The following is a 23,907-nucleotide window of genomic DNA, read 5'->3' as shown; positions in this document are numbered from 1 at the left end:
CATGGCTGATACTCACAAAGGGATCATCGCCTGGTTTGCGCGCAACAGCGTGGCAGCAAACTTGCTCATGATCATCATCTTACTGGGCGGATTATTAACCGCTAGCACAATTAGAAAACAGTTCTTTCCGGAAGTTGAAATCAACTGGATAGAATTTAGCGCCGTTTATCCTGGTACTGCGCCACAAGAAGTAGAAGAAGGCATTACCATTAAGATTGAACAAGCGCTTGAAAGCGTTCAAGGCTTAAAGCGGGTCATCACCTATTCTAACCGCAATATCGCTCAGGGCTATTTTCAGGTCGAAGAGTCTTACGATCCCTTAGTGGTGTTAGACGAAATTAAATCAGAAATTGATTCTATTTCAACCTTTCCTGCTGACATGGAACCACCAAAAGTTGAGCGGATTAAATTTCGCCAAGAAGTGATGTACTTAAGCTTGTATGGCGACATGTCTGAGCGTCAATTAAAAGATTTAGGCGATAAAGTCCATAACGAAATAATGCAACTGCCCAACGTCAATATCTCTGAATATTACGGCGGTTTAGGTTATGAAATTAGTATCGAGGTCAGTAAAGATAAACTGCGCGAGTTTGGATTATCTTTTAATGATGTCGCTCAAGCGGTACAGGGCTATTCGCGCAACATGTCTGCAGGCCAAATTAAAGCAGAAAACGGCTATATTAACCTGCGAGTTCAAAACCAAGCGTATGTCGGTTACGAGTTTGAAGAATTGCCATTATTAACCCTTGATGACGGCACTAAGCTGTCATTAGGCGACATTGCTGTAGTGAATGATGGTTTTGAAGAAGGTATTCAATACTCAAAATTCAATGGTAAAAACTCTGTTACTTTCTTTATCGGCGCGGCTAAAAACCAAAGTATTACTGACGTGGCTGACGTTATTCGCACCTATGTTGATAAAAAGCAAAAAGCGTTACCACATGGAGTAAAGCTTGAGCCTTGGGTCGACATGACATACTACCTTGATGGTCGTTTAGATCTCATGCTAGACAGTATGAAAAGTGGCGCTGTGTTGGTATTCCTAATGCTAGCGTTATTTTTACGCGTGCGTTTAGCCTTTTGGGTCATGATGGGCTTACCGGTATGTTTCTTAGGAACCCTACTGTTTATGCCAATGGCATTTATTGATGTCACCATCAACGTCATCAGTTTGTTCGCCTTTATCCTAGTGCTGGGTATTGTGGTCGATGATGCGATTGTCATGGGAGAAAGTGCTCACAGTGAATCAGAAGAACACGGCCAAAGTGTAGAAAGTGTGATCCGTGGGGTGCAAAAAGTGGCCATGCCTGCCACCTTTGGTGTACTGACAACCATTGCGGCATTTTTACCTATTACCATGGACGATGGCCCCTCTTCAGCCTTTGGCCAGGCCATTGGTTACGTAGTCATTTTATGTTTGCTCTTTTCTCTGGTTGAATCAAAATTGATTTTACCTGCGCATTTAGCTCATATGAAAAAACCTAAGGTAGTCAAGGCTGGCTCAAAGAACCCTCTTGACTGGCTTCGTAATGGCGTGAATTTTATTCAAGGCAAAGTCGATCGTAATTTAAGCAAATATATTGAAAATATTTATCGCCCCTCATTAGAGATAGCGATTAAATATCGTTATGCGGTCATCATGATATTTATCAGTTTAATTATGGTCTGTGCAGGTCTGTATGGTGGCGGGTTAGTGCGTTTTATTGGTCAGCCTAAAATTCCGCACGACTTCCCGCGCATTAAAATTGAAATGAATGTCGACGCCTCAGAAAAAGCCACATTGGCCGCGGCACTGGCCATTGAAGAAACGCTGTATAAAGTCGATAAACAGGTCGAAGAGCAATATGGTCAACGAATGATTTCTGATATGCAGGTTGATCTGCGCAATCAAACCAACGCTGAAGTGATGACCAAACTGGTTGATCCCGAATTGCGTCCAATGGACACCTTCGCGTTAGCGGAATTATGGCGTCAAGCCATGCCGCTTATTCCAGGGGTGAAGTCATTTACTATCCAAGACAGCCTAATGGGTGGTGGCCGTGAAGATGGTGACATTAGCTTTCGGCTAGAAGGTAATGATGAAACCCAATTGGTCGCGGCATCATTAGCCTTAAAGCAAAAGCTTAACGGCTTAAAAGGTGTGAGTGATGTCAACGACAGTCGTCAATCTAGTGCCAAAGAAGTGCAGTTCCAATTAAAACCCTTAGCTAATGTGCTTGGGTTAACCCTGGCTAACATTGCATCGCAAGTAGGTAACAGTTTTTACGGCCTAGAAGCACAGCGTATTATCCGTAATGGTGAAGAAATTAAAGTGATGCTGCGCTACCCTGAAGAGCAGCGTAACTCCATTGCACTCGTACAAGATGTATTAATCAAAACTCCACAAGGTGCTGAGTTACCTTTATCGGAAGTGGCAGACATTAAGGTGGTTCAAGGCGTTAACAGTATTCGCCGTGAAAACGGTAGCCGTACCATTAACGTATGGGCCTCAGTCGATGCCGAACAAGCTGAACCCTTTAAACTGGCAAAAGATATTCGTGACAACTTTATCCCCGAACTGTTGGTAAAGTACCCGCAAGTTCGCAGTGAAGTATCAGGCAATATCCAGGAGCAGCTTGATAGTGCAAACACCCAAATGCGCGACTTTATCTTATCGATGTTGGTGATTTACAGCTTATTGGCCATACCACTACGCTCGTATATTCAACCTGTGATGATCATGTCTGTGATCCCATTTGGAGTCATCGGTTCGGTAATGGGACACATCATTTTGGGGATTGATTTAAGTGCCCTATCGATGTTCGGGATTATTGCCGCCGCAGGGGTTGTGGTAAACGACTCATTAGTAATGGTCGATTATGTTAATAACTCACGCAAAGCGGGTGTGCCGATGCGTTTAGCTGTGCTCAATGCTGGTTGCAAGCGCTTTAGAGCGATTATGTTGACCTCATTAACGACCTTTATTGGGTTGGTGCCTATCATGGCAGAAACCAGCATGCAGGCGCAGATGGTTATCCCGATGGCGGTATCATTAGCATTTGGCGTATTATTTGCCACCATAGTGACTCTGTGTTTAATTCCTTGTTTATATATTGCCATTGAAGACTCTAAAGCGTTGATGGCGCGTATTATCGGAATTTATTCGCCGAGTTCAACTAACGCTTCACTTGAACAATCAAAGCAAAACTAAGTCTTACTGCTTGCCATTCATTAAGGGACCTTACTAGGGTCTGTTGATCTTTCAAGGTTGTTTTTGCAGCGAATTGTTGGCCATTTGTACAAGGCAGAGACTTAGAGGTGTAGTTATTCTACATAAAAAGTCGATAACGCAGTAAAAATGGCCATCAAACGCTGCCCGAAGGGTTCGGCTAAAAACGTTTTACTCTTTGTTGAATGGATTTTGCTTAGATGACTAGGCATCAATCCATTCGCCTCGATTAAAACGTTTTTAACTCGAACAAAATGCAAGCAGCAAAGATCAACAGCCCCTAAAAGGTCCCTTTTTTTTATCTCAACAGATAAACACGCCCTAGCAACTGCATCATTTTATTGAAAATATGCTAATCTGATTGTCATCGGTTATCACCAAAGGACACCAACATGAGCCAACGCAGCATTCACTCGTTATTTAAGCCTACTTCAGTTGCAGTGATTGGTGCATCCAACGGGAATAAACGCGCCGGCAAAGGGGTCATGAAAAACCTATTATCCAGTGGCTTCTCAGGACCAATCATGCCGGTCACCCCTAAGTACACAGCAGTAATGGGTGTATTAGCCTACCCCAACATTGAAGCCTTACCGATAAAACCGGACTTAGCCATTATCTGCACTAGCGCGCAAAAAGTACCCAGTATAGTTGAACGTTTAGCGCAATTTGGTTGTAAAGTCGCCATCATTATGGCTTCGGGTATGGCCTCACAAACAGATGAACACGGCAATAATTTATTAGCACTCACCAAGCAATATGCCAAGCGCTACGGTATGCGCTTACTCGGCCCCAACAGTTTGGGCATGATATTGCCATCAATTGGCTTAAATGCCAGTTTGGCCCATGTTGGCGCCTTACCGGGTAAAATTGCCTTTGTGTCGCAATCGGCGGCAATTTGCACCACGGTGTTAGATTGGGCTAACAATAAAGGCATTGGTTTTTCCTCGTTTATTTCGCTGGGCGATGCCACCGACATCGACTTTGATGAACTACTCGATTATTTGGGCCGTGACAGTAAAACCAGCGCCATTATGCTATATATCGACTCCATTAATGAAAAACGCCATTTCTTATCTGCCGCGCGCGCCGCGTCGCGTAATAAACCCATTTTTGTGATTAAGTCTGGCCGCAGCCATGAAGGCGTAAAAGCCGCTATGCTGCACACAGGCGGCATTGGCGGTAACGATGCCGTCTATGAAGCCGCATTTCGCCGTGCTGGTATGTTAAGAGTCAACGATTTAATTGAACTGTTTGCAGCTGTAGAAAGCCTTGCCCACTCAACCTCATTAAAAGGTGAACGTTTAGTCATTATGAGTAATGGCGGCGGCCCTGCGGTACTTGCAGCCGATGAGCTCATCATTAAAGGCGGTAAGTTAGCCCAATTATCAGATGACACCATAAACGAGCTCAATAAGGTTTTACCTAACACCTGGTCAAGACAAAACCCTATCGACATGATTGGCGATGCTGACCACCAGCGTTATGCCAAAACCTTAGATATTTTAATGAAGAGTAACGATGCTGACACAATTTTAGTGTTGCATTCGCCGTCAATATTGTCTGAAAGCGTCGAGATAGCCACCAGCCTAATCGATACCATTAGCCAACACCCGAATCGTCATAGACTAAATATTTTAACAAATTGGAGCGGAGAGGACTCCGCCTACCTTGGTCGTAAACGTTTTACCAAGGCTGGCATTCCAACCTATCGTACGCCAGAGGGCGCTGTGCGCGCCTTTATGCATATGGTTGAATACCGTCGCAATCAAAAGTTATTACAAGAAGTGCCAGTGTCAATTCCAGACAACATTCCGGCCGACCGCAACATTGCCAAAACCCTGTTACAACAGGCACTCGAACGCGGGCAAACCGTGGTCGAAACACATCAAGCCGTTGATATTTTAAAAGCCTATGGCTTAAACACTATCGATACCTGGTTTGTTAGTGATGTCGATGAAGCCGTCAGTGTGGCTAATAAAGCAGGTTATCCAGTGGCGTTAAAGGTCCAATCGCCTGACTTGCTGTATAAATCTGACGTACATGGTGTTGTGTTAAATTTAACCTCCGATGACGATGTCAGTCACGCGGCGCATTCGATTATCGACAGGGTTCATCAAATTAACCCTAATGCCAAAATAGATGGCTTAATCATTCAAAAAATGGCATTAACAGCAGGGGCACAAGAAATTCGGGTGTCAGTGATTAACGATCCCGTGTTTGGCCCTGCCATTTGTTTAGGTGAAGGCGGCTCTGAATGGGATCCAACACGTGATGCCGCCGTAGCATTACCGCCACTGAATATGGCTTTGGCACGTTATATGGTGATCCAAGCGCTAAAAACCAACAAACTGCGCGACAGGCATTTGCCATTGGGTCTGGACATGAACGCCTTGTGCCAAATGTTAACCCAAATCTCTCACTTAATAATCGATTGCCCAGAAATTGCCGAAATCGATATTAACCCAGTGTTAGCCGCCGGTGAGAAGATCACTTTGTTAGACGTCAACATGCGCCTGCATGATAGCCCGCAAGATAATATTGGCCGCCTAGCCATCATGCCTTATCCAAAAGAATTAGAACAAGTATCCACGCTTAAAAACGGCCTAAAGGTCATGTTAAGACCCATCTTGCCAGAAGATGAACCCAAACATTTAGAGTTTGATAACTCGCTGAGCGACGAAGACAGGTACAAACGTTATTTTGGTGTGCGCTCAAGAATGACCCATGAAGAGATGGCTGTACTCACTCAAATCGACTATGCGCGTGAAATGGCCTTTATTGCTACTACGACGACAGCAGAAGGTGAAGAACTCACTCTAGGCGCTGTGAGAGCTTCTATCGACCCTGATAATACCGAAGCCGAGTTTGCCATGGCGGTTCGCAGCGATTATCAAGGGATTGGCTTGGGCAAGTTATTGTTAGAGAAGCTCATCACTTACTATAAAAACAATAACACCTTGTATTTAACTGGTTTCACTATGTTTGAAAATCGTAATATGGCGAGCCTGGCAAAATCATTAGGCTTTACCGTGTCGTTTGATATGGAAGAGCACTTAATTAAAATGCACATGGATTTAGAAAACCAGGGCAAACAAGCGTTGTAATAAACAATGTGTCGAGCAAATAACTAAAACCTTTATCGCACATTACACAAATTTAACGCAATTACGTCCAGAGGCTTTCGCTTTATAGAGTTGTTCGTCTGCACGAGCTAACAAGGTATCGGCATCATCGCCCGTTTGCAGTGTGGCCACGCCTATCGACACCGTAATATGGCCGAGATTTTGTTTCTTTTCTTTACCAATCGATAACTGCTTGAGCGAAATACGCTCGCGGATTTTCTCGGCAACGTTGACCGCATCATGTAATTTGGCATTGGGTAACATCACTACAAACTCTTCGCCACCATAACGCGCCACTAAGTCATCACCTTTAACGGTGTGTTTCATTGCCAACGCCACATAAGCCAGCACTTTGTCACCTATAAGGTGGCCAAATGTATCGTTAAATAATTTGAAATGGTCAATGTCTATCATCAATAAACTGCACACGGTTTGCGTATCGGTAAACTTGGTCATTTGCTCTGCGGCAAACATCTCATACGCTCGGCGATTATTGAGCGATGTCAGTTCGTCGGTCATCGCCACCTTACTTAAATTATCCATCTCACTTTTAAGGTTAGCAATTTCATCTGACAACGACACCAAGCTACTCGACATATGACGATTACTGGCAATCACTTGCTCTACTTCTGCGGCAATGCTCAACACAATCATATTGAGTTCATCTGCGTCAGGCTTTGTTTGTAATTTAGCGCCAAATTCACTTAAGTTGCTCGAAAAAGATTCTGTTCCTTCACCAAGCTGCTGAATTTTATGCACCAAACTATTAATCAAAATTTGAGTTTCTATTTGAACATTTTCAATAATTTCAGGTGAGCGCTCTTCGATAAAGCGATTGTATAAGCCTAAATTAACCTCTGGCGTAAACTTAACATCATTGGCAATGAGGCCGTCGATAGCACGCTTTAAATTGAGGTTAGATTCGGTAAAATAATCAAACCAAATGGCATAGTTTTCCGGTGTCACAGGAATTGCCAACTCAGACATTTTAGGTAACGCCAAACGCAATATGTGCGAGGTTTGTTCTAGATTTTGATTATTGTGCATCGAAAGCGATACCTTATGATAAAAGCAATGTGTCAAAGGTTATCAGTATGTTATGTCATACTTATGAACTAAACTCAATTAGAGATGTTAATTTAAAGCAAACTTTACTCACAAAATAAATCCTTCAAAATAACCCTTTCGTCAGTCTCTGTCGTTTAACTCGTTATTCATAGTAATTAAGGAAAGACCAACAATGCACACAACCATACGATGTAAGCCGCTACTCATGGCCGCCAGTTTACTTTTAGCTAGCATGCCTTTGATAAGTCAGGCCACACCTAAAACCGATAATGACACACTGAACACAATTACAGTGCAAACCAGCGTGATGAGTGCAGAGAACTATCAGGCGCAAGGAGACACCAAAATGTACCCTGCTCCCCAAGACAACATGGTGCAGCACGTCTTAACCCTGCCTAAGCTTAACAACGAGTCAGAATACTTAATTGAAATCCAGATAGGTCAAAACAAGCTGGTTGATTGTAATCAAATGCGCCTAATGGGCGAGATACACACATTATCGCTAGAAGGCTGGGGATACCCTTACTATCAAGTTGACAGTATTATCGAGGGGCCAAGCACCAGAATGATGTGTACAGAAGCCAAAAAGGCGCAATTCATCAGCCTTAACGACGCCATAACTCAACAGTATGATAGCCGTTTAGCCAAGGTCTTTTACCTGCCTAAAGACGTGCAATTACGTTATCGTATTTGGCGCGCAGCCAGTGAATTTACATTTAGCGGCCAATAACCCCCTTATAGCCTGCAAAATGGCTATATTGGTCGTTATTGTTAAAGAGTATTACTTGAAATGGCTGTCGGGCCCTAAGCTGCCCGCAGCCAATATTGAAGATAAGCCAGTTCTTGTCTAATGATCAAAAATAACAGAGGGCTTGTCTGCGAAATTACCTTGGTTGAGGTCAAACAACTAGTACCGCCTGACTCGCACCACTTGCATTATTTCCATTTCAAAGCCGGCAACCACTTCTTTTGATGGATAATAAATTAAATTGACCTTCTGGCCTTGCAAGCTTTTAAAGCGTTTAGGACGTTTGTACTTGAACGGGACATCGCAATTTTCAATCATCAAGGTTTGCAACACCCAATCACCGGTTTCTCGTTGAGTGTGAGAAATGACAGTCACACCTTCAGTTTGCACTAAATTGGCGTGTTTCTTTAATAATGCTTCAGGAACGGGTTTCATGAATTCACCTTCTTAACAGCATCCAGAATGTCTTGGTATCGATAAGCACTAAAATGGCCAAAGCCGGCTAATTGTTTAACCTTCATACGGCTAAACCTTGGCATCACCATACCGGCTAAAAACTTTGCCTGTGTCGCGATGGTCACTGTGGGTAACGATTTTGCTTGAGCCACTTGGTGCAGAGGCGCTAGCAGCTGTGCAACACTGGCCGTATCTGGTAATGGAGCCAGTGTCTGTTTAGATAATACCGCAATTTCACCTCGACAAACACTGCAATGGCCACATGATTTAGGTGCGGCTTGATCGTCAAAATATTGAGCTAACGCAGCACTTAAGCAAGTGTCGAGCTCAAAAAAATCCACCAGTTTACCAATACGAACAATTTCTTTGTGCTCATTACCGCTAAAGTAATGCGCTAGTTGTTGCGTCAATTGCTGCCTTTGTGTGTCGCTACTCAAGGTATGCTGTTTAACACTGTACACCTGAGTGATCTTTTTGGTTTCCAGAATAATTAAATTGTGCTCGGCTAAATATTCTAGCGCGGCCACAACGCGTTGACGTTCACTCCCATATTGTTGATACAAGCTGTCAAAATCCAGTTGTCCCCAGATTTTTTTAAACTGTGTGTGCTCAAATACCTGGTTTAAAAATGCCTGACGTTCTGCATTAAAACGGTTGAGTATGACTTGCTTGTCTTCAACAAAGCGATATTTAAAATCTGCAAAATAAGCAAAGCTTGGCTTAATCACATCCATCAACTCTAATTGCACAAACAAGGTTTTAAGCGGCAATGTGCGAATATTGCAAGCGGTAGACAAAGATAGCTCTTGTACTTCCCAGCGACCTTGATCTGTCTCACTGGCAATAATGTCCAACAAATTAGCAATGCTTTCAGGCTCTGGCGTGTCGCCATATACAAAGTTTTCGACCGTATTTAAACCATCAAGATTGGCCAAAGTAATACAATACGACACATTACCGTCTCGCCCTGCTCGGCCAATTTCCTGGCTGTAATTCTCAATTGATTTCGGTAAGTCATAATGCATCACAAAGCGAATGTCTGATTTGTCGATGCCCATGCCAAATGCAATGGTGGCCACAATCACTTGTACGCGATTGCCCATAAATTGTTGCTGAATATCTTGTCGAGCATCTTGCTCCATACCCGCATGATAAGCACGCGCGTTGACGCCTTCACTCATTAAGTATTGCGCGACCTCTTCCGCCGTTTGCTGCAAGGTAACATACACAATACCGGCGCCAGTACTTCCACCAGCAGTAAAATGCTTAACATAGTGCGCTAAATGGTTATTTTTATCTTGCTGGCTTACTGCAACAACGGATAAATCAAGGTTGGGTCTATAAAACCCCGTTTGAATAATATGCTGCGGTGCAAGCCCAAAGCGCGAAGCCATATCGTGCTTAACTTGCTCTGTGGCAGTGGCGGTTAATAGTAAGGTTTGTGGAATGGAGAACGCCTCACAAAACTGCGGGATTTTTAAATAATCTGGACGAAAGTTATGTCCCCACTCTGAAATACAATGGGCTTCATCAACCACTAATAGTGAAATCGCTACAGAATGCAAAAATTGCCTAAAGCGCTCATTCTTAAAACGTTCAACCGACACCATTAAAATCCGGGTGCGATTGTCGCGAACATCCCGCATGACTTGTTGGGTTTGTTCATAGGTTAAGCTTGAATCAATACTGGCTGCGGCAATGCCTTTGCTGGCTAAAAATGCCAGCTGATCTTTCATTAACGCCAGTAAAGGTGAAATAACTAAGGTTAGATTGGGCAGCTGTTGTGCACAAAACTGATAACACAAAGACTTACCTGAACCTGTAGGAAAAATAGCTAACGCAGAGTGCCCCGATAAAATGGTTTCTATCGCCGCTTGCTGACCGGGTCTAAATTGATCAAAACCAAATTGTTGTTGCAGTAATTGGTGCAGGTTTGCATCGTTTGACGTTGATGTATCGCCAAGATGAATAGCGTCATTTGTAGACATAAAGAATCCCTATGAGAGATGATGAAACCCAAAACTGCATAGGGTTAACAATTAAAATGGTTCGCATAAATTGAGACGATATGGTTGCAACTACCGCATTTTTAATAACCCGCATCTCAGCTCGTTTACACTTGGTATCATTACGGGTCTTACTTCATGATACAGGTGTTAGTGCATGGTGCTGGTATTACATTGTGTGGCTGCACTTTTATTGCATTCTGATTGCATTCTGGTTGCATTAGCCACTTGATAGCGGTTTGCCGTTATCGCGCCTGTTTACGGGCGATGTATTGGTTAATCAACTGCGTGAGCTTGTCTTCAAAACGCTCTTCTAAGGTATCGAGGTTTTGTTCAAACGATTGCACATATTTAACCGCTTTGTCGCGAGGTAAGACTTTGCCGGCAAGACTATATTGGATCTCAACTAATGATTTATCAAAACGAGGTGAAATAAACCACTGACAAACATCGGCATTGAGGTGAGTTAACGTGCGCTCAGCTAGCTGGCAAAAAGTGTCGATATGATCAACGCCATCAGGCCCTAAACAACCAGGCTCAAGCCGAAATAATATAAGTAACTTTTGCGCGCTGTGTTGCTGAGTACTTTTAAGCAAGTCTTCCATAATATCGTGACATAATCCTTAAACAATTGATGAGACAATTTACCCTATCCAACTTTTATACCAATTCCATTAATTATCTGGTCATTCAGCGGGAGTTCTGTGTCTTCTATGCAAGTAATAGAATTGTAGACATAGTTGTTCTACGTCAAAATGCTATTAAGCAGCATAGAAGGCACAGAAACCCGCCTTGCAGGAGGCACTCAGACTGTCCATTTCTTTGTTGCATTGTCTTAGAAGGGAATAACCATTATTTCAACAATGCGCCTCAAACTGAACAATCTGAGTGACTCTGATTGGTCACATAATTAATGGAAATGGTATTACACTAAATCGCTAACATCATGACCTAAACAAATCGGCTTTTTTAATATGATGCGATTAATCCCTGACGAAAGCAAAGCATCAACGCTCGTAAGCCTGGTTAAGCGTTATTTAGCATCCCGTAAAAAGCAATAATATGCAAATACCATATGGTTTTATTGATCACAAAGCGTTGGAGTTTGGCTCGCGGCGAGTGCATCAGTAAACGCACTAATGTAATGAGCAATCGGCGTTAAGGTTTCTTTTGCACGGCGATTACGACCGAGCAATGATGATTCAACGAATAAATCAAACCAGGCAGACAGCGCCACACCATTTTGTGGCTCTTGCGCCGCAGTTAATGCCAATGATGCTACTTCCGCCGTCCCCAATTGAAAATCATGGCTGCCCTTACGCAATGCATAAGTCGCTAACGTTTCTGGCGCAAATGACAATACCGGCATTTGATGTAAATAAGGACTTTTACGATACATTTTAATCGCTTCACGCCAGCTACCATCTAGCATCACCAATAATGGGGTTTTAACCTTATCGCTTGGTTGTGTTAGCGCTTGCGGCATAATTTGATTCACCACAGGTTGTAGGTTTTCGATGTACTGTTGCGGAAACACTAAGTACGGCTGATAGCGCTCATCGGCTAACAGCGCCAACATTTGTTGGTCGGTATCCGTTCGAGTCCACAAAAAGGCGTGAGTGTCAGGGATCAGATCGGCTATTAAGCGGCCACTGTTCGTGGGCTTTAACACTTCATCGTTGTACATAATCAGCATAAAACTGACCTGGGTGGTCAAATATTGACGATGTTTGCAGGTACAAAATAATTCACCCAACAAACATAATTCACAGCGAATAAGCTTTTTACCCCGAGCACCAAACGGTTTAGTTGACAGCGACTTTCGGTATGCGTGCAGGCGATGAACTGCATGTATAGGTGCTTTAGGGCTTTGGCTAGCAACTTGGGTCATAACAAACTCTGAAGTGAAAAAAATTCATCACCCTAAGGTGATGAATGTAGAATATAGATTATACACTGAGGATTATAGAATACGGCGCAATAAAAAGTCAGCTTTTAAACGACGGATACGATTCATGACCTTTTTCACCGGCTTTGGGTATTTATGTAAGGTATCAATCTGGCTGTAGTGAAACAGTCGCTCCGTGTGCAACAAGATATGTTGTTGTTCAGCAATAAACGATGCTTTCCAACTGCCCGACTCATCGTGCAGTAACAGGCCATTTTCTAAATCTAATGCCCACGCTCTCGGATTAAGGTTAGAGCCTGTGATCAGGTGTTTACGATTGTCAGCACTGATCCCTTTGAGATGAAAACTGTTAATGCCATCTTTCCATAAATGGATATTGAGCTGACCGTTGTCAATCGCCCACTGCTGACGTTTGGCAAATTTGCGTAACGACTGCTCATACATGTAAGGCAGCGCGCCAATAGTAGAAAAGTCTTGCTCTGGCGGAATATAAAAATCATTCGCTGTTTTGTCGCCCACAACAATATCAATCTTTTTACCCGCTCGTAGGTGTTTAGCTAACGCTCGGCTTAATATCGCTGGTGGATTAAAATAAGGCGTGCAAATAAACAATTGTTGTTTAGCGCCTTCAACTAACTTAATCACAGTGTCGTTAAGCAAATTGTTTTTGCGACCTAAGCCTAACAATGGGGTAACACGATTTCCAACTGTGGTGGTTTTGTATTGATAATGTGCTTGAGACAGCCTGTGCTTAAAGCTTTTAATATCTTGCTTTTCTGGGTTGTCTTCGCTTTCTAATGGCTGGCTTAATACACTGACCGCAGAGTCGTTGACGATGTCTTGCTTGATCATATCTCGCATGCTGCGAGCTAACTCTGCGCACTCAATTAGGTGATAACGATCAAAACGGTATTTGTCTTTTTGTTGCAGATAAATGTTGTTGATGCTCGCGCCACTGTAAATCACCGCATCATCAATAATAAAGCCCTTAAGGTGTAACACCCCCATGAACTCGCGCGATTTTACAGGCACACCAATAATGTCAAAAGGATGAGATGCTTCGGCCATCAAATTGCGGTACATGATGTAGTTACCACTGTCACCTTTATGGCCAATTAAGCCACGACGAGCGCGATGGTAATCCACTAATACTTTGATGTCTAAATCGGGTTGACGCGCTTTAGCCGCTAACAATGCCTGTAACACTTCACGCCCTGCTTCATCGTCTTCTACGTATAACGCAGCGATGTAAATTGAAGATGTTGCCGACGCAATTCGCGCTAATAATGCTTGTTTAAAATCTTGGGGGTTAAGTAACCAAGATACCGCATCAGCTTTTAGCGCAATACCACCTAACTTATCCAGCAAGGCATCCTCCTTAAAATGAGTGCTTATCATAATATGATGAGCAAAATAACAAACTTCACAGCCTATCGTTATGATTATGTGGACTGCGTGATATCAATACGGTGTACTTTCGCTAAATTAAACTCGCCAACGACAAACAGTGCACCAAACTGCCACAATGATTGCAGTCTTAATGTTCCAGACAATGCGTTATCGCGTCTGCGAAAATGGGGCTAAGGTTGAGAACCAAAATGCTTAAACGGCAAGTTGGATAAATATATCATCAATTTGGTGCATAATTTAGCTGATAGAAATTACCGACTAACAAGGTGATGAGCAAGATGTTTCTTACTTTAGGGTGGTTTTAGTGGCTTTCTTTGAATAAAAATAATACAAGGCGGCTCATAATTTACCATTTTGCTGACTTACTGCGCAGCCAATGAACGTATATTTATCGCCTATTCCAATTTAATTTATCCAAATTGGTTTCAATTGATGTAACCATATACTCATCTAATGCGCTAAACACATTGCATCTTAAAATGGCTGAATAACAAGGATCCATAACAAAATAAATCCCCCATCATCACCATGGCAGTAAAATTGTCGTATCGGCGAATAACTTGTTACGCTAAAATACTGTTACAGAGAAAAGATTGCTAATAATCGCACGTTGAATAAGTTGTAGGCCAATATGTATTTACCGTTTTTAGCGGCGTTACCCCAAAATCCCCCACAATCTCGTGTGACACGTTTATGGACTGTATTTGCCAGTTTGAGTGTGATGGCGGCTTCTCTTGTTATGTCACCGGTTGCCTTAGCAGAAATATCCATACCGCCAAGCCTTAACGCTGAAGCATTGGAAACCGCCAATGATTCAACGGCTAAGCCCGCCGCACAATACCTTGATAATATGTTGCAGCTCCTAAAACCGGCCTATTCTCAACTCGGCATTAGTGTGTGGGATATGACCACGCAACAAGCAGTATTTACCTACAATCATCAATCGTTAATGCAACCTGCCAGTATTCAAAAATTACTCACGGCTTTAGCGGCAACAAAACAGTTAGGTAAAGGCTTTTATTATCAAACTCAATTAAGTACCTATGCCAACACTCCTATTAATAAACAACAGGTTAATAATGGAGTATATCAAGGTGACATTTACCTTGAGTTTAGTGGTGACCCAACCTTAACGTATCAAGATTTACAACAATTATTGAGCTCACTTAAACCTTTGGGCATTAATAAAATTGCTGGCCAAGTGGTGTTAGTCAGTGAGCAAGACAGCCAATTACAAGCGCCAGGATGGGTATGGGATGACTTAGGCATTTGTTATGCAGCCCCTATATCACCGTTTATTATTGACAAAAATTGTGTTTATGGCCGTTTATCTACCACAGGTTATAACAAAACAGCCAGCATTAGCATGATGGGCAAACGCCCAATTAACATCACAAACGATGCTTATTTTGTTAATCCGGTTGTGGCCAACTCACAATATAAAGCTGCGCCAGCGGGCTCTGTATACACACAAGCCAATAGTCAGCCCGCTTGTCAGCTCACACTCAGTCGATTTGATAATAATCGCTACCACCTCAGTGGTTGTCATGTCGGGGCTAAATCACTGCCGTTAGCGATCGCCATTACTGACCCTGCGCTTTATGCCCAGCACATTGTGGCCAAACAACTTACTGCATTAGGCATACAACACAATGCACCAATGGTACTGAGCCGTTCACAACTTAGCCCCACAGGGGGGCAGCGACAATTAATTGCAAGTCATCACTCGGCGCCGTTAACAGATTTGTTATCAACCATGCTGTTAAAATCGGACAACTTAATTGCCGACAGTCTATTAAAAAAAGTTGGTGAAGTGTATTTTCAGGCACCCAGCGACTTTGCTCGCAGTAGTCAGGCCATGAAAGCCATTTTGTATTCGCTAGGAATTGATTTAGCCGACGCCAACTTAGCCGACGGTTCAGGATTGTCACGTTATAACTTACTCAGTGCAGAGCAAGTGTTAAGTGTTTTAACCACGGTTTACCAGATGCCTGAATATCACTTTTTACTCGACACTTTGCCCGAATCGGGCGTCAGTGGCACCTTGCGTTATAAACGCTACTTTAATAAATCACCGTTAAAAAACCATGTGTTTGCCAAAACCGGCAGCATGTTAGGCGTGGCCAATTTAGCCGGCAGAGTCAAAGCCAGTAATGGCCATGATTATTTGTTTGTTCTCATCGAAAACGGCTTGAGCCCACAAATTAAAAAACAACAAAAAGCGCCTTTTTCGGCAGTATTTTTACAAACTATGTTGGATGTGCCAGTTAACTAATCGCTAAGAAGACTCAGGCGGCTGGCACAATAAAACCTCAATAATTTCAATCTAACACTGACAGACATAAACTGTTGCGCTAACATTGCCGACAGTATGTAAACGTTAGTCGTAAATCGTGTGGAGATAATATGGATAAGCAAGTCAGTTCACGTGGCACCAAAGAAAAAGCCCTTCGTCTTAATTTAGATGAAAAGAAATACGGCACCATCGTTGAAATTGGTGCAGGCCAGGAAGTGGCACGTAACTTTTTTGTGGCAGGTGCAGCAGCCGGAACGATAGCTAAAACCATGTCTGCATACGATATGAAATTCTCTGACGCCATTTATGGTGTGCAAGAAGACGGCCGCTATGTCAGCAAAGCCCGAGTTCTTGCCATGATGGAACAAGAATTCGATTTAGTGGTAGACCGTGTGGGTGGTGTGCGCTCTAAATCTTCACGTTATTTTACTTATGCTGCGACTGTTTCAGCGAAAAGCTTCAACCGCAAAAATGAATGCCACGCCTGGTGTGGTGTGCGCATTCAAATGTACCCTGGCGCAGAACCGTCTAACATTATTGTCCATGTGCGCATGTTTGACGATACTGCCGAAGCTCAACAACAAGCATTAGGCATATTAGGGGTAAACCTGATTTACGCCAGTTACTATTATTTTGAAGACCCAAAAATGATTATCGACTCGTTAACCGATAATATGAAAGCCAATCGAATTGAAATTGATTGCATCGACTTTCAAGGGCCTTACTTTGAAGATGTTGATAATCAAGCCAAAAATATTCACCTGATTCGCAGCTGGAAAACCCGCGCGATTATGTTTAAAGCCGATGGCAGCGTGGCCGTACCGGCTGACATGTTGTACAAAAAGAACGTATTAACCATTCGTGGCTCATTTAAACCTATCACTAAACTCAATGTTGATATGATTGAGCAAGGTTATAAAGCTTTTGCCACACAAGAAGGTGTTACCGATAAAAATACCGTATTAATTGCCGAAATATCCCTAAATGACCTACACGGTAAAGATGCCAATATGTCTGAAAAAGACATTATGGAGCGCGTTAAATTGCTTAATTTATTAGGCTATAACGTGATGATCTCGGATTACACTCGTTACTTCTCGTTACGGGCTTATTTCCGCCAATATACCCAATTGCAAATTGGTATTGTGGTGGGTATCGTCAATATTAAACAAATTTTCGACGAAGAATATTATCGTGGTATGGAAGGCGGTATTCTTGAAGCCTTTGGCAAGTTATTTCCTGATAACACCCGTTTATTTGTGTATCCTGAACGCGATGGCAAAGGTGAAATAAACGATTTAAATACCCTTAGTGTGCCTAACAATCTGCGTTACTTATTCCGCCATGTACTCGATAACGGTTATATCACCAGCATTGAGTCTAGTAACCCAGAATTGTTTAATATTTTTTCCAGAGAAATTTTACAACAAATTTGCCGTGGCCAAGGTGAATGGGTAGATGCCGTGCCCGAAGCAGTGGGTAAAGCCATTATGGAACAAAAATTATTCGGCTACAGAGGCTAAGTCACACTGTAGATTAGTCGCTAATAGTATAAAAAGCGGATATGTCATTGATGATATAGCCGCTTTTTTTATATTGTAAAAACGTCAAATAAAGCACAAACTCAAATATTACACTATGGTTATATCATCGCTTTGGCAGCGTTCGATTTAAAAATTATCACAATTGACCAGGCTGGAGTATCAAGTTACGTCGAATGGACTCAATACACTGTAAACTGATTTACTCCCGTCTTATGATTACAATACGCTTAACCCGAATAAGACGTTGTGCTTACTGTTGATTGCATACAGATCTCCCACCCAGTTAATTGACACAGGAAATGACGATTGCTACAGATTTAAGCTTTGTTAATGCTTGTATTAGGGATCGGATTATTAGTTTACAGCTTACGAGCGGTAACTGACATTTGTCACAAAGACACTAGCCTAGGATGGCGAATACTGCGCTCACTCATTGTCTTTTTTATAATGGGTTATCTCGGCGTATTTTATTATTTATGTGATCGCGATGATATTGCTACGGCTGATATCATTTTCTGCGTGATCATGCTTTTTGGTGGTGGCTTTGTAGTATTGGTGACACGCCTTAGTTTGCTCAGTTTACTTAAAGTCGAAAAACTCGTGATAAGTGAGCGTAATATCGCCTTGCATGACACGCTAACCGGCCTGCCTAATCGAAAATACCTTATTGACTCGTTATCCCACCAGGTCTCAAAAGGTCAACCATTTAGTCTATTACTCATTGATTTAAATCGCTTTAAACAAGTCAATGATGCTCTGGGGCATTATTACGGCGATTTATTATTAATTGAAGTGGGTAAAAGTATGCAAGACCACCTTCCCCGCACTGCGCAACTGTTCAGGTTAGGCGGTGATGAGTTTGCGGTCATTGACACTCAGGTAGATCCCTCATCGATTATCACCACCATAAACACCATTCACTTGGCACTGGAAAATGCGTTTTCCATTGAAACCTACGACTTACTTGTCGGAGCCAGCGTAGGGGTCAGTCATTATCCAAGCCAAGCCTCAGAAATTGGTCAGCTACTGCAGCAAGCTGACATTGCTATGTATTCAAGCAAACGTTTGTCTGCTCCTTTTTGTGTTTATGACCAAAGCCTTAATAGTAATGCAGCTGAAAAGGTCAACATCAGTGCTTTATTAAAACAAGCCATCGAATTACAAGAATTCGAATTGTGGTATCAACCGATTGTGACAATGAACAATCAACAATTTTATGGTGTAGAAGCGTTAATAAGATGGCCTCGGCCAGATGGCAGCTATTTTTGCCCGAGTCTGTTTATTCCAATTGCTGAACAAACCACGCTAATTAACCAGATTTCCACCTGGGTTATGCAGCAAGTGGCTAAGGACATGGTTTATTTTGATTCACTGGGTTTGGCGTTATGCATTCACATCAATTTGTCTGCCATGGATTTACATGACACTCAGCTCGTTAAAAAAGTGTCCTCGTTAATCAAAAACAATCACTCTTCACAAAAAGTAATGTTCGAAATAACTGAAAGCGCGATGATGATAGATGCTGAGCAAGCAAAACAAACCATGAACTATATAGCGCGTTTAGGTGGTAAATTCAGTATTGATGATTTTGGTACCGGCTTTTCATCCCTTGAAATGCTGCGTGATTTACCCATTCAACAAATTAAGATTGACCGCTCATTTATCAAGAATATCCACCATCAAGATGCTGATCTTGCTATTGTAAAATCGGTGATTTATTTAGCTAAACATTTAGCATGTAGCGTGGTTGCAGAGGGAATAGAACATCAAGATACTTCAAACTTAATACACTCGTTAGGATGTGATTTTGCTCAAGGTTACTTTTTTGGCAAACCGATGCCAAAATCTGAACTTGGCCAAATCTTACAACTGCCTCTTTCTTCTATCAGTTAACCCACTCCATTCGCCATATGGCTCAGCATTACAGCACATATTAAGTAAACGTGAAAAAACGGGTATTCACCATTGCTAATGTAAATGCATGTCATTTACAATCTCATCTCTGAATGTTGGCAACTCACCTTGACGCTTCAACACAATAATCTATTCAACCTGAGTTCGGGATAAGAGATGAACTTATGTTTTTTAAAATCAACATGTTACAACCTGTCTCTTTCAAGCTTGTCATTTGTTCAGCTAACAAGGCGAATTAACGCGTCAATAGCTAGCCTATTGTAAGTCGATTCAACGCAGTTAGCAGGGCAAAGGACTGTTTGAAAGGCGTTTATTATCCCGAGTTCAGGTTATTTATCAATGCGTTATTCTTAAAGTGTATGTAAGTCTTAGTCAATCATTGTTGTAGCCAATGTCGACAAATTGATATCATCCATCGCTATTCTGTCTTTTGACCAGTACTGGCGAACCATATAAAAAGTGAGTCTAACTTATGAGTGCTAATCAACCAATCAATGCACTAGACGGGGCTGTCAAAGCGAAACGAATATCGAGCATTGATATGATGCGCGGCGCGGTGATGTTGATAATGCTGCTTGATCATGTTCGTGAACGTTTTTACCTGCACATGCAAGTTAGCGACCCGATGGATTTAAGCACCACTTCATGGGAATTGTTTATTAGCCGATTTGCCGCCCACTTTTGTGCGCCAGTATTTGTGTTTTTAACTGGAGTATCAGCCTGGCTTTACGCCAATCGCAACCCGTTACAGCCCCGCTCAGCGCGGGGGTTTTTAATAAAACGTGGCCTGTTTTTAATCGGACTTGAAATACTGGTGATCAATATTTCATGGATGGGCAACTATCACACCTTATGGCTACAGGTAATATGGGTTATAGGCCTTAGCATGCTCACCTTGGCTGCGTTAATTAACTTACCGCGCCCCATCATGGCGCTATTAGGCTTTGCCATAGTATGTGGTCATAACCTATTAACCCCAATTCAGTTTATGCCCAATGAGTGGGGCTATAGTTTGTGGACAATTTTGCATGATCGCGGCTATTTAATTGCTGATGGCGTGTTAAAAGTGAAAATAAGCTACCCAGCGCTACCTTGGATGGGAGTGATTTTACTGGGTTATGCAGCAGGGCCAATATTTTCAAAATCCTCACTTGCCATTAAGCGTCAACGTCAATTACTTCAATTGGGTATTGGCTGCATAGTGCTATTTATTGTGTTACGAGGCGGCAATATTTATGGCGAAACACTACCCTGGCAAATGGGCAACAATTTAGGTGAGACGTTAATGTCGGTATTTAACTTAACCAAGTACCCTCCTTCGTTAAGCTTTTTATTGATAACCCTCGGGGTCATGTTTTTCGGTTTAGTCGGATTTGAGCGCTTAAACAATCAGTTTGGCCAGGTATTGATGACATTTGGCTCGGTGCCTATGTTTTTCTATATTCTGCATTTATATGTATTACTGCTACTTTATAGCATCAGTAAATACGTGTTTGGTGCCAATCATGGTGAGCTTTTAGGCGTTGATAATATGGCTTGGGTTTGGCTCATAGCCCTAGGTTTAATCGCTATTTTGTATTATCCCGTAAAACGATTTAGTGCCTATAAACAAGCCAGTCAGCAAGCGTGGATTAAATATTTATAATCCCTCAAATATTCCTCGTGTGGTGCTAGAAATAACCGGCACCACATGATTTATCTCTTCCCCCTGTTATCAACATTCATTGACAAACCTTTACCATACATCCATAAATTTAATGACCTAGATCATACTTTTAGAAGAAATAAACATTTAATCTAATTTGTTCATAACTGTACTATTATTAAGCCGTTTTCGTACTTTATTGCGTATTAGTAAAACCGATTAAACAGATAGATAAATGTCGCTTTAATTTGTAATCGTAGTCAGCTAGCCTAGAACAGTAATCCAATGATGCTTAACGTTTAAGCTATTTTAGTGATAAAGGAACATCTCATGGAAAAAGCACAACAATCGCTCGGTAAGTGCCCTGTCAATCATGGCGGTAATACCTCAGTGTCAAATGATGTGATGGAATGGTGGCCAAATGCACTTAACCTCGACATCCTTCATCAGCATGACAGCAAATCTGATCCGATGGATCCTAATTTCGATTATCGCGAAGCCTTTAAATCTTTAGACCTTGCTGCCGTTAAACAAGATCTCACCGCATTAATGACAGACAGCCAGGATTGGTGGCCAGCAGACTGGGGACATTATGGTGGATTGATGATCCGCATGGCTTGGCACTCAGCAGGTACATACCGTATTGCAGATGGTCGTGGCGGTGCTGGTACAGGTAATCAACGTTTTGCCCCTCTCAATAGCTGGCCAGATAACGGTAACCTTGATAAAGCACGTCGTCTTTTGTGGCCAATTAAAAAGAAATATGGCAACAAGCTGTCTTGGGCTGACTTAATTATTTTAGCCGGTACAGTTGCCTATGAATCAATGGGCTTAAAAACCTTTGGTTTTGCCGGTGGACGTGCCGATATTTGGCACCCAGAAAAAGACATTTACTGGGGCTCAGAAAAACAATGGCTCGCGCCAAGCGGCTCAGAAAACAGCCGTTACTCTGGTGAGCGAGACCTTGAAAACCCACTTGCAGCAGTAATGATGGGCTTGATTTACGTTAACCCTGAGGGGGTTGATGGTAACCCTGATCCGCTTAAAACAGCACACGATATTCGCATTACCTTTGCCCGTATGGCAATGAATGACGAAGAAACCGTGGCATTAACAGCTGGTGGACACACAGTAGGTAAGTCGCACGGTAATGGCCGTGCTGAAAACCTAGGCCCAGATCCAGAAGGTGCTGATATAGAAGAGCAAGGTTTAGGTTGGATAAACAAAACCAGCCGTGGAATTGGTCGTGACACAGTCACCAGTGGTATTGAAGGCGCATGGACCACAAACCCAACGCAATGGGATAACGGCTACTTTGAACTATTACTGAACTACGATTGGGAACTCACCAAAAGCCCTGCAGGTGCATGGCAATGGAAGGCTATCGATCTTAAAGAAGAGCACAAGCCTGCAGACGTTGAAGACCCGTCAATAAAAGTTGAACCCATGATGACTGACGCCGATATGGCGATGAAAATGGATCCTGAATACCGTAAGATTTCAGAACGTTTTTATAAAGACCCTGCTTACTTCTCTGACGTATTTGCCCGCGCCTGGTTTAAGTTAACTCACCGAGATCTAGGACCTAAAGCACGTTACTTAGGCCCAGATGTACCAGCAGAAGAGTTAATTTGGCAAGACCCTGTACCACAAGTGGATTACAGCTTAACTGAGCAAGAAGTTAGCGACTTAAAAGCTAAAATCTTAGCGACGGGTTTATCTGTTGCTGAGTTAGTGGCTACCGCTTGGGACAGCGCCCGTACTTTCCGAGGCTCTGATTTCCGTGGTGGTGCAAATGGTGCGCGTATTCGTTTAGCGCCACAAAAAGATTGGCAAGGTAATGAACCAGCAAGATTACAAAAAGTGCTTGCTGCACTCGCGAGCGTTCAAGCTGGTTTGAGTAAACCGGTGAGCATGGCAGACCTTATTGTTCTGGGCGGCACGGCGGCCGTTGAACAAGCAGCAAAAGCTGCGGGTGTTAACATTACTGTGCCATTTGCCGCAGGTCGTGGTGATGCTACGCAAGAGCAAACTGATGTTGAGTCATTTGACGTGTTAGAGCCATTACACGATGCTTATCGCAACTGGCAAAAGAAAGACTATGTCGTACAGCCAGAAGAGATGATGCTAGACCGTACACAACTGATGGGCTTAAGCGCACATGAAATGACCGTATTGGTTGGCGGTATGCGTGTACTAGGCACTAACTACGACAACACTCAACATGGGGTATTTACCGATAATGTTGGCGTGTTATCGAATGACTTCTTTGTTAATTTGACGGACATGTCGTATAGCTGGAAACCTGCCGGCACTAACCTGTACAACATTGTTGAACGTGGTACAAATAAAGTGAAGTGGACAGCAACCCGCGTTGATCTGGTCTTTGGTTCAAACTCTATTTTACGCTCGTACGCTGAAGTTTATGCGCAAGACGATGCTAAAGAGAAGTTTGTAAAAGACTTTGTTAAAGCATGGACTAAAGTGATGAATGCCGATCGATTTGATCTCGCATAACCCTCACTGTTAGACACAAAAAGCACTGATTATTCAGTGCTTTTTTATTTACGCTTTAAAAATT

Annotated in this window: 14 protein-coding genes; 8 read left to right on the top strand and 6 right to left on the bottom strand. The window is 42.6% G+C overall.

What is annotated here, in order from left to right:
- Nucleotide 1 precedes the first annotated feature (1 nt).
- Both GQA99_RS03465 and GQA99_RS03460 read left to right on the top strand, forming a co-directional pair.
- On the top strand, nt 2-3,190 hold the full coding sequence (locus GQA99_RS03465; protein WP_160052464.1) for an efflux RND transporter permease subunit: 3,189 nt from the start codon (nt 2-4) through the stop codon (nt 3,188-3,190).
- Nucleotides 3,191-3,600: 410 nt separating this feature from the next.
- Complete coding sequence (locus GQA99_RS03460; protein WP_160052463.1) at nt 3,601-6,312, top strand: bifunctional acetate--CoA ligase family protein/GNAT family N-acetyltransferase; 2,712 nt, start codon at nt 3,601-3,603, stop codon at nt 6,310-6,312.
- Between the two features lie 42 nt (nt 6,313-6,354).
- Here GQA99_RS03460 and GQA99_RS03455 read toward each other — a convergent pair whose 3' ends face one another.
- Nucleotides 6,355-7,377 (bottom strand): GGDEF domain-containing protein, encoded by a 1,023-nt coding sequence (locus GQA99_RS03455; RefSeq protein WP_160052462.1) that lies wholly within the window; start codon nt 7,375-7,377, stop codon nt 6,355-6,357.
- Nucleotides 7,378-7,570: 193 nt separating this feature from the next.
- On the opposite strand from GQA99_RS03455, the gene eco reads away from it, so the two are divergent.
- On the top strand, nt 7,571-8,128 hold the full coding sequence (gene eco, locus GQA99_RS03450) for a serine protease inhibitor ecotin (RefSeq protein ID WP_160052461.1): 558 nt from the start codon (nt 7,571-7,573) through the stop codon (nt 8,126-8,128).
- A 177-nt stretch (nt 8,129-8,305) separates the two neighbouring features.
- Here the strand turns inward: eco and GQA99_RS03445 are convergent, their stop codons facing one another.
- From GQA99_RS03445 to pssA, 5 genes are all read right to left on the bottom strand, one after another.
- Nucleotides 8,306-8,581 (bottom strand): hypothetical protein, encoded by a 276-nt coding sequence (locus tag GQA99_RS03445; RefSeq protein WP_160052460.1) that lies wholly within the window; start codon nt 8,579-8,581, stop codon nt 8,306-8,308.
- The gene (locus GQA99_RS03440) at nt 8,578-10,590 is read right to left on the bottom strand and encodes a RecQ family ATP-dependent DNA helicase (protein ID WP_160052459.1); all 2,013 of its coding nucleotides are present in this window, start codon (nt 10,588-10,590) and stop codon (nt 8,578-8,580) included. Before GQA99_RS03440 ends, GQA99_RS03445 begins: the two co-directional genes overlap by 4 nt.
- Nucleotides 10,591-10,853: 263 nt before the next feature.
- Nucleotides 10,854-11,213, bottom strand: a complete 360-nt coding sequence (locus GQA99_RS03435; RefSeq protein ID WP_160052458.1) for a hypothetical protein — start codon at nt 11,211-11,213, stop codon at nt 10,854-10,856.
- A gap of 476 nt (nt 11,214-11,689) precedes the next feature.
- Nucleotides 11,690-12,499 (bottom strand): tRNA-uridine aminocarboxypropyltransferase, encoded by an 810-nt coding sequence (locus GQA99_RS03430; RefSeq protein WP_160052457.1) that lies wholly within the window; start codon nt 12,497-12,499, stop codon nt 11,690-11,692.
- Nucleotides 12,500-12,571: 72 nt separating this feature from the next.
- Nucleotides 12,572-13,915 carry a CDP-diacylglycerol--serine O-phosphatidyltransferase gene (gene pssA, locus GQA99_RS03425; RefSeq protein WP_268244216.1) on the bottom strand — a complete coding sequence of 448 codons (1,344 nt, stop codon included), beginning with the start codon at nt 13,913-13,915 and terminating at the stop codon, nt 12,572-12,574.
- A gap of 643 nt (nt 13,916-14,558) precedes the next feature.
- Between pssA and dacB the strand changes: the two genes are divergently transcribed.
- The 5 genes from dacB (at nt 14,559) to katG (ending at nt 23,843) form a co-directional block, all read left to right on the top strand.
- Entirely contained in the window at nt 14,559-16,202 is a 1,644-nt protein-coding gene (gene dacB / locus GQA99_RS03420) for a D-alanyl-D-alanine carboxypeptidase/D-alanyl-D-alanine endopeptidase (protein WP_160052455.1), read from the top strand.
- Nucleotides 16,203-16,333: 131 nt separating this feature from the next.
- Nucleotides 16,334-17,746 (top strand): TonB-dependent receptor, encoded by a 1,413-nt coding sequence (locus GQA99_RS03415; protein WP_160052454.1) that lies wholly within the window; start codon nt 16,334-16,336, stop codon nt 17,744-17,746.
- 351 nt (nt 17,747-18,097) lie between these two features.
- Nucleotides 18,098-19,660 carry a putative bifunctional diguanylate cyclase/phosphodiesterase gene (locus tag GQA99_RS03410; RefSeq protein ID WP_160052453.1) on the top strand — a complete coding sequence of 521 codons (1,563 nt, stop codon included), beginning with the start codon at nt 18,098-18,100 and terminating at the stop codon, nt 19,658-19,660.
- Between the two features lie 493 nt (nt 19,661-20,153).
- On the top strand, nt 20,154-21,326 hold the full coding sequence (locus GQA99_RS03405; RefSeq protein WP_160052452.1) for an acetyltransferase domain-containing protein: 1,173 nt from the start codon (nt 20,154-20,156) through the stop codon (nt 21,324-21,326).
- A 330-nt stretch (nt 21,327-21,656) separates the two neighbouring features.
- Nucleotides 21,657-23,843, top strand: a complete 2,187-nt coding sequence (katG, locus tag GQA99_RS03400) for a catalase/peroxidase HPI (RefSeq protein WP_160052451.1) — start codon at nt 21,657-21,659, stop codon at nt 23,841-23,843.
- Nucleotides 23,844-23,907: the final 64 nt, after the last annotated feature.

The organism is Shewanella litoralis (genome assembly GCF_009828585.1).
In the GTDB taxonomy this organism is placed as follows: Bacteria; Pseudomonadota; Gammaproteobacteria; order Enterobacterales; family Shewanellaceae; genus Shewanella; species Shewanella litoralis.
This window is presented reverse-complemented; position numbering and strand designations above follow the sequence as displayed.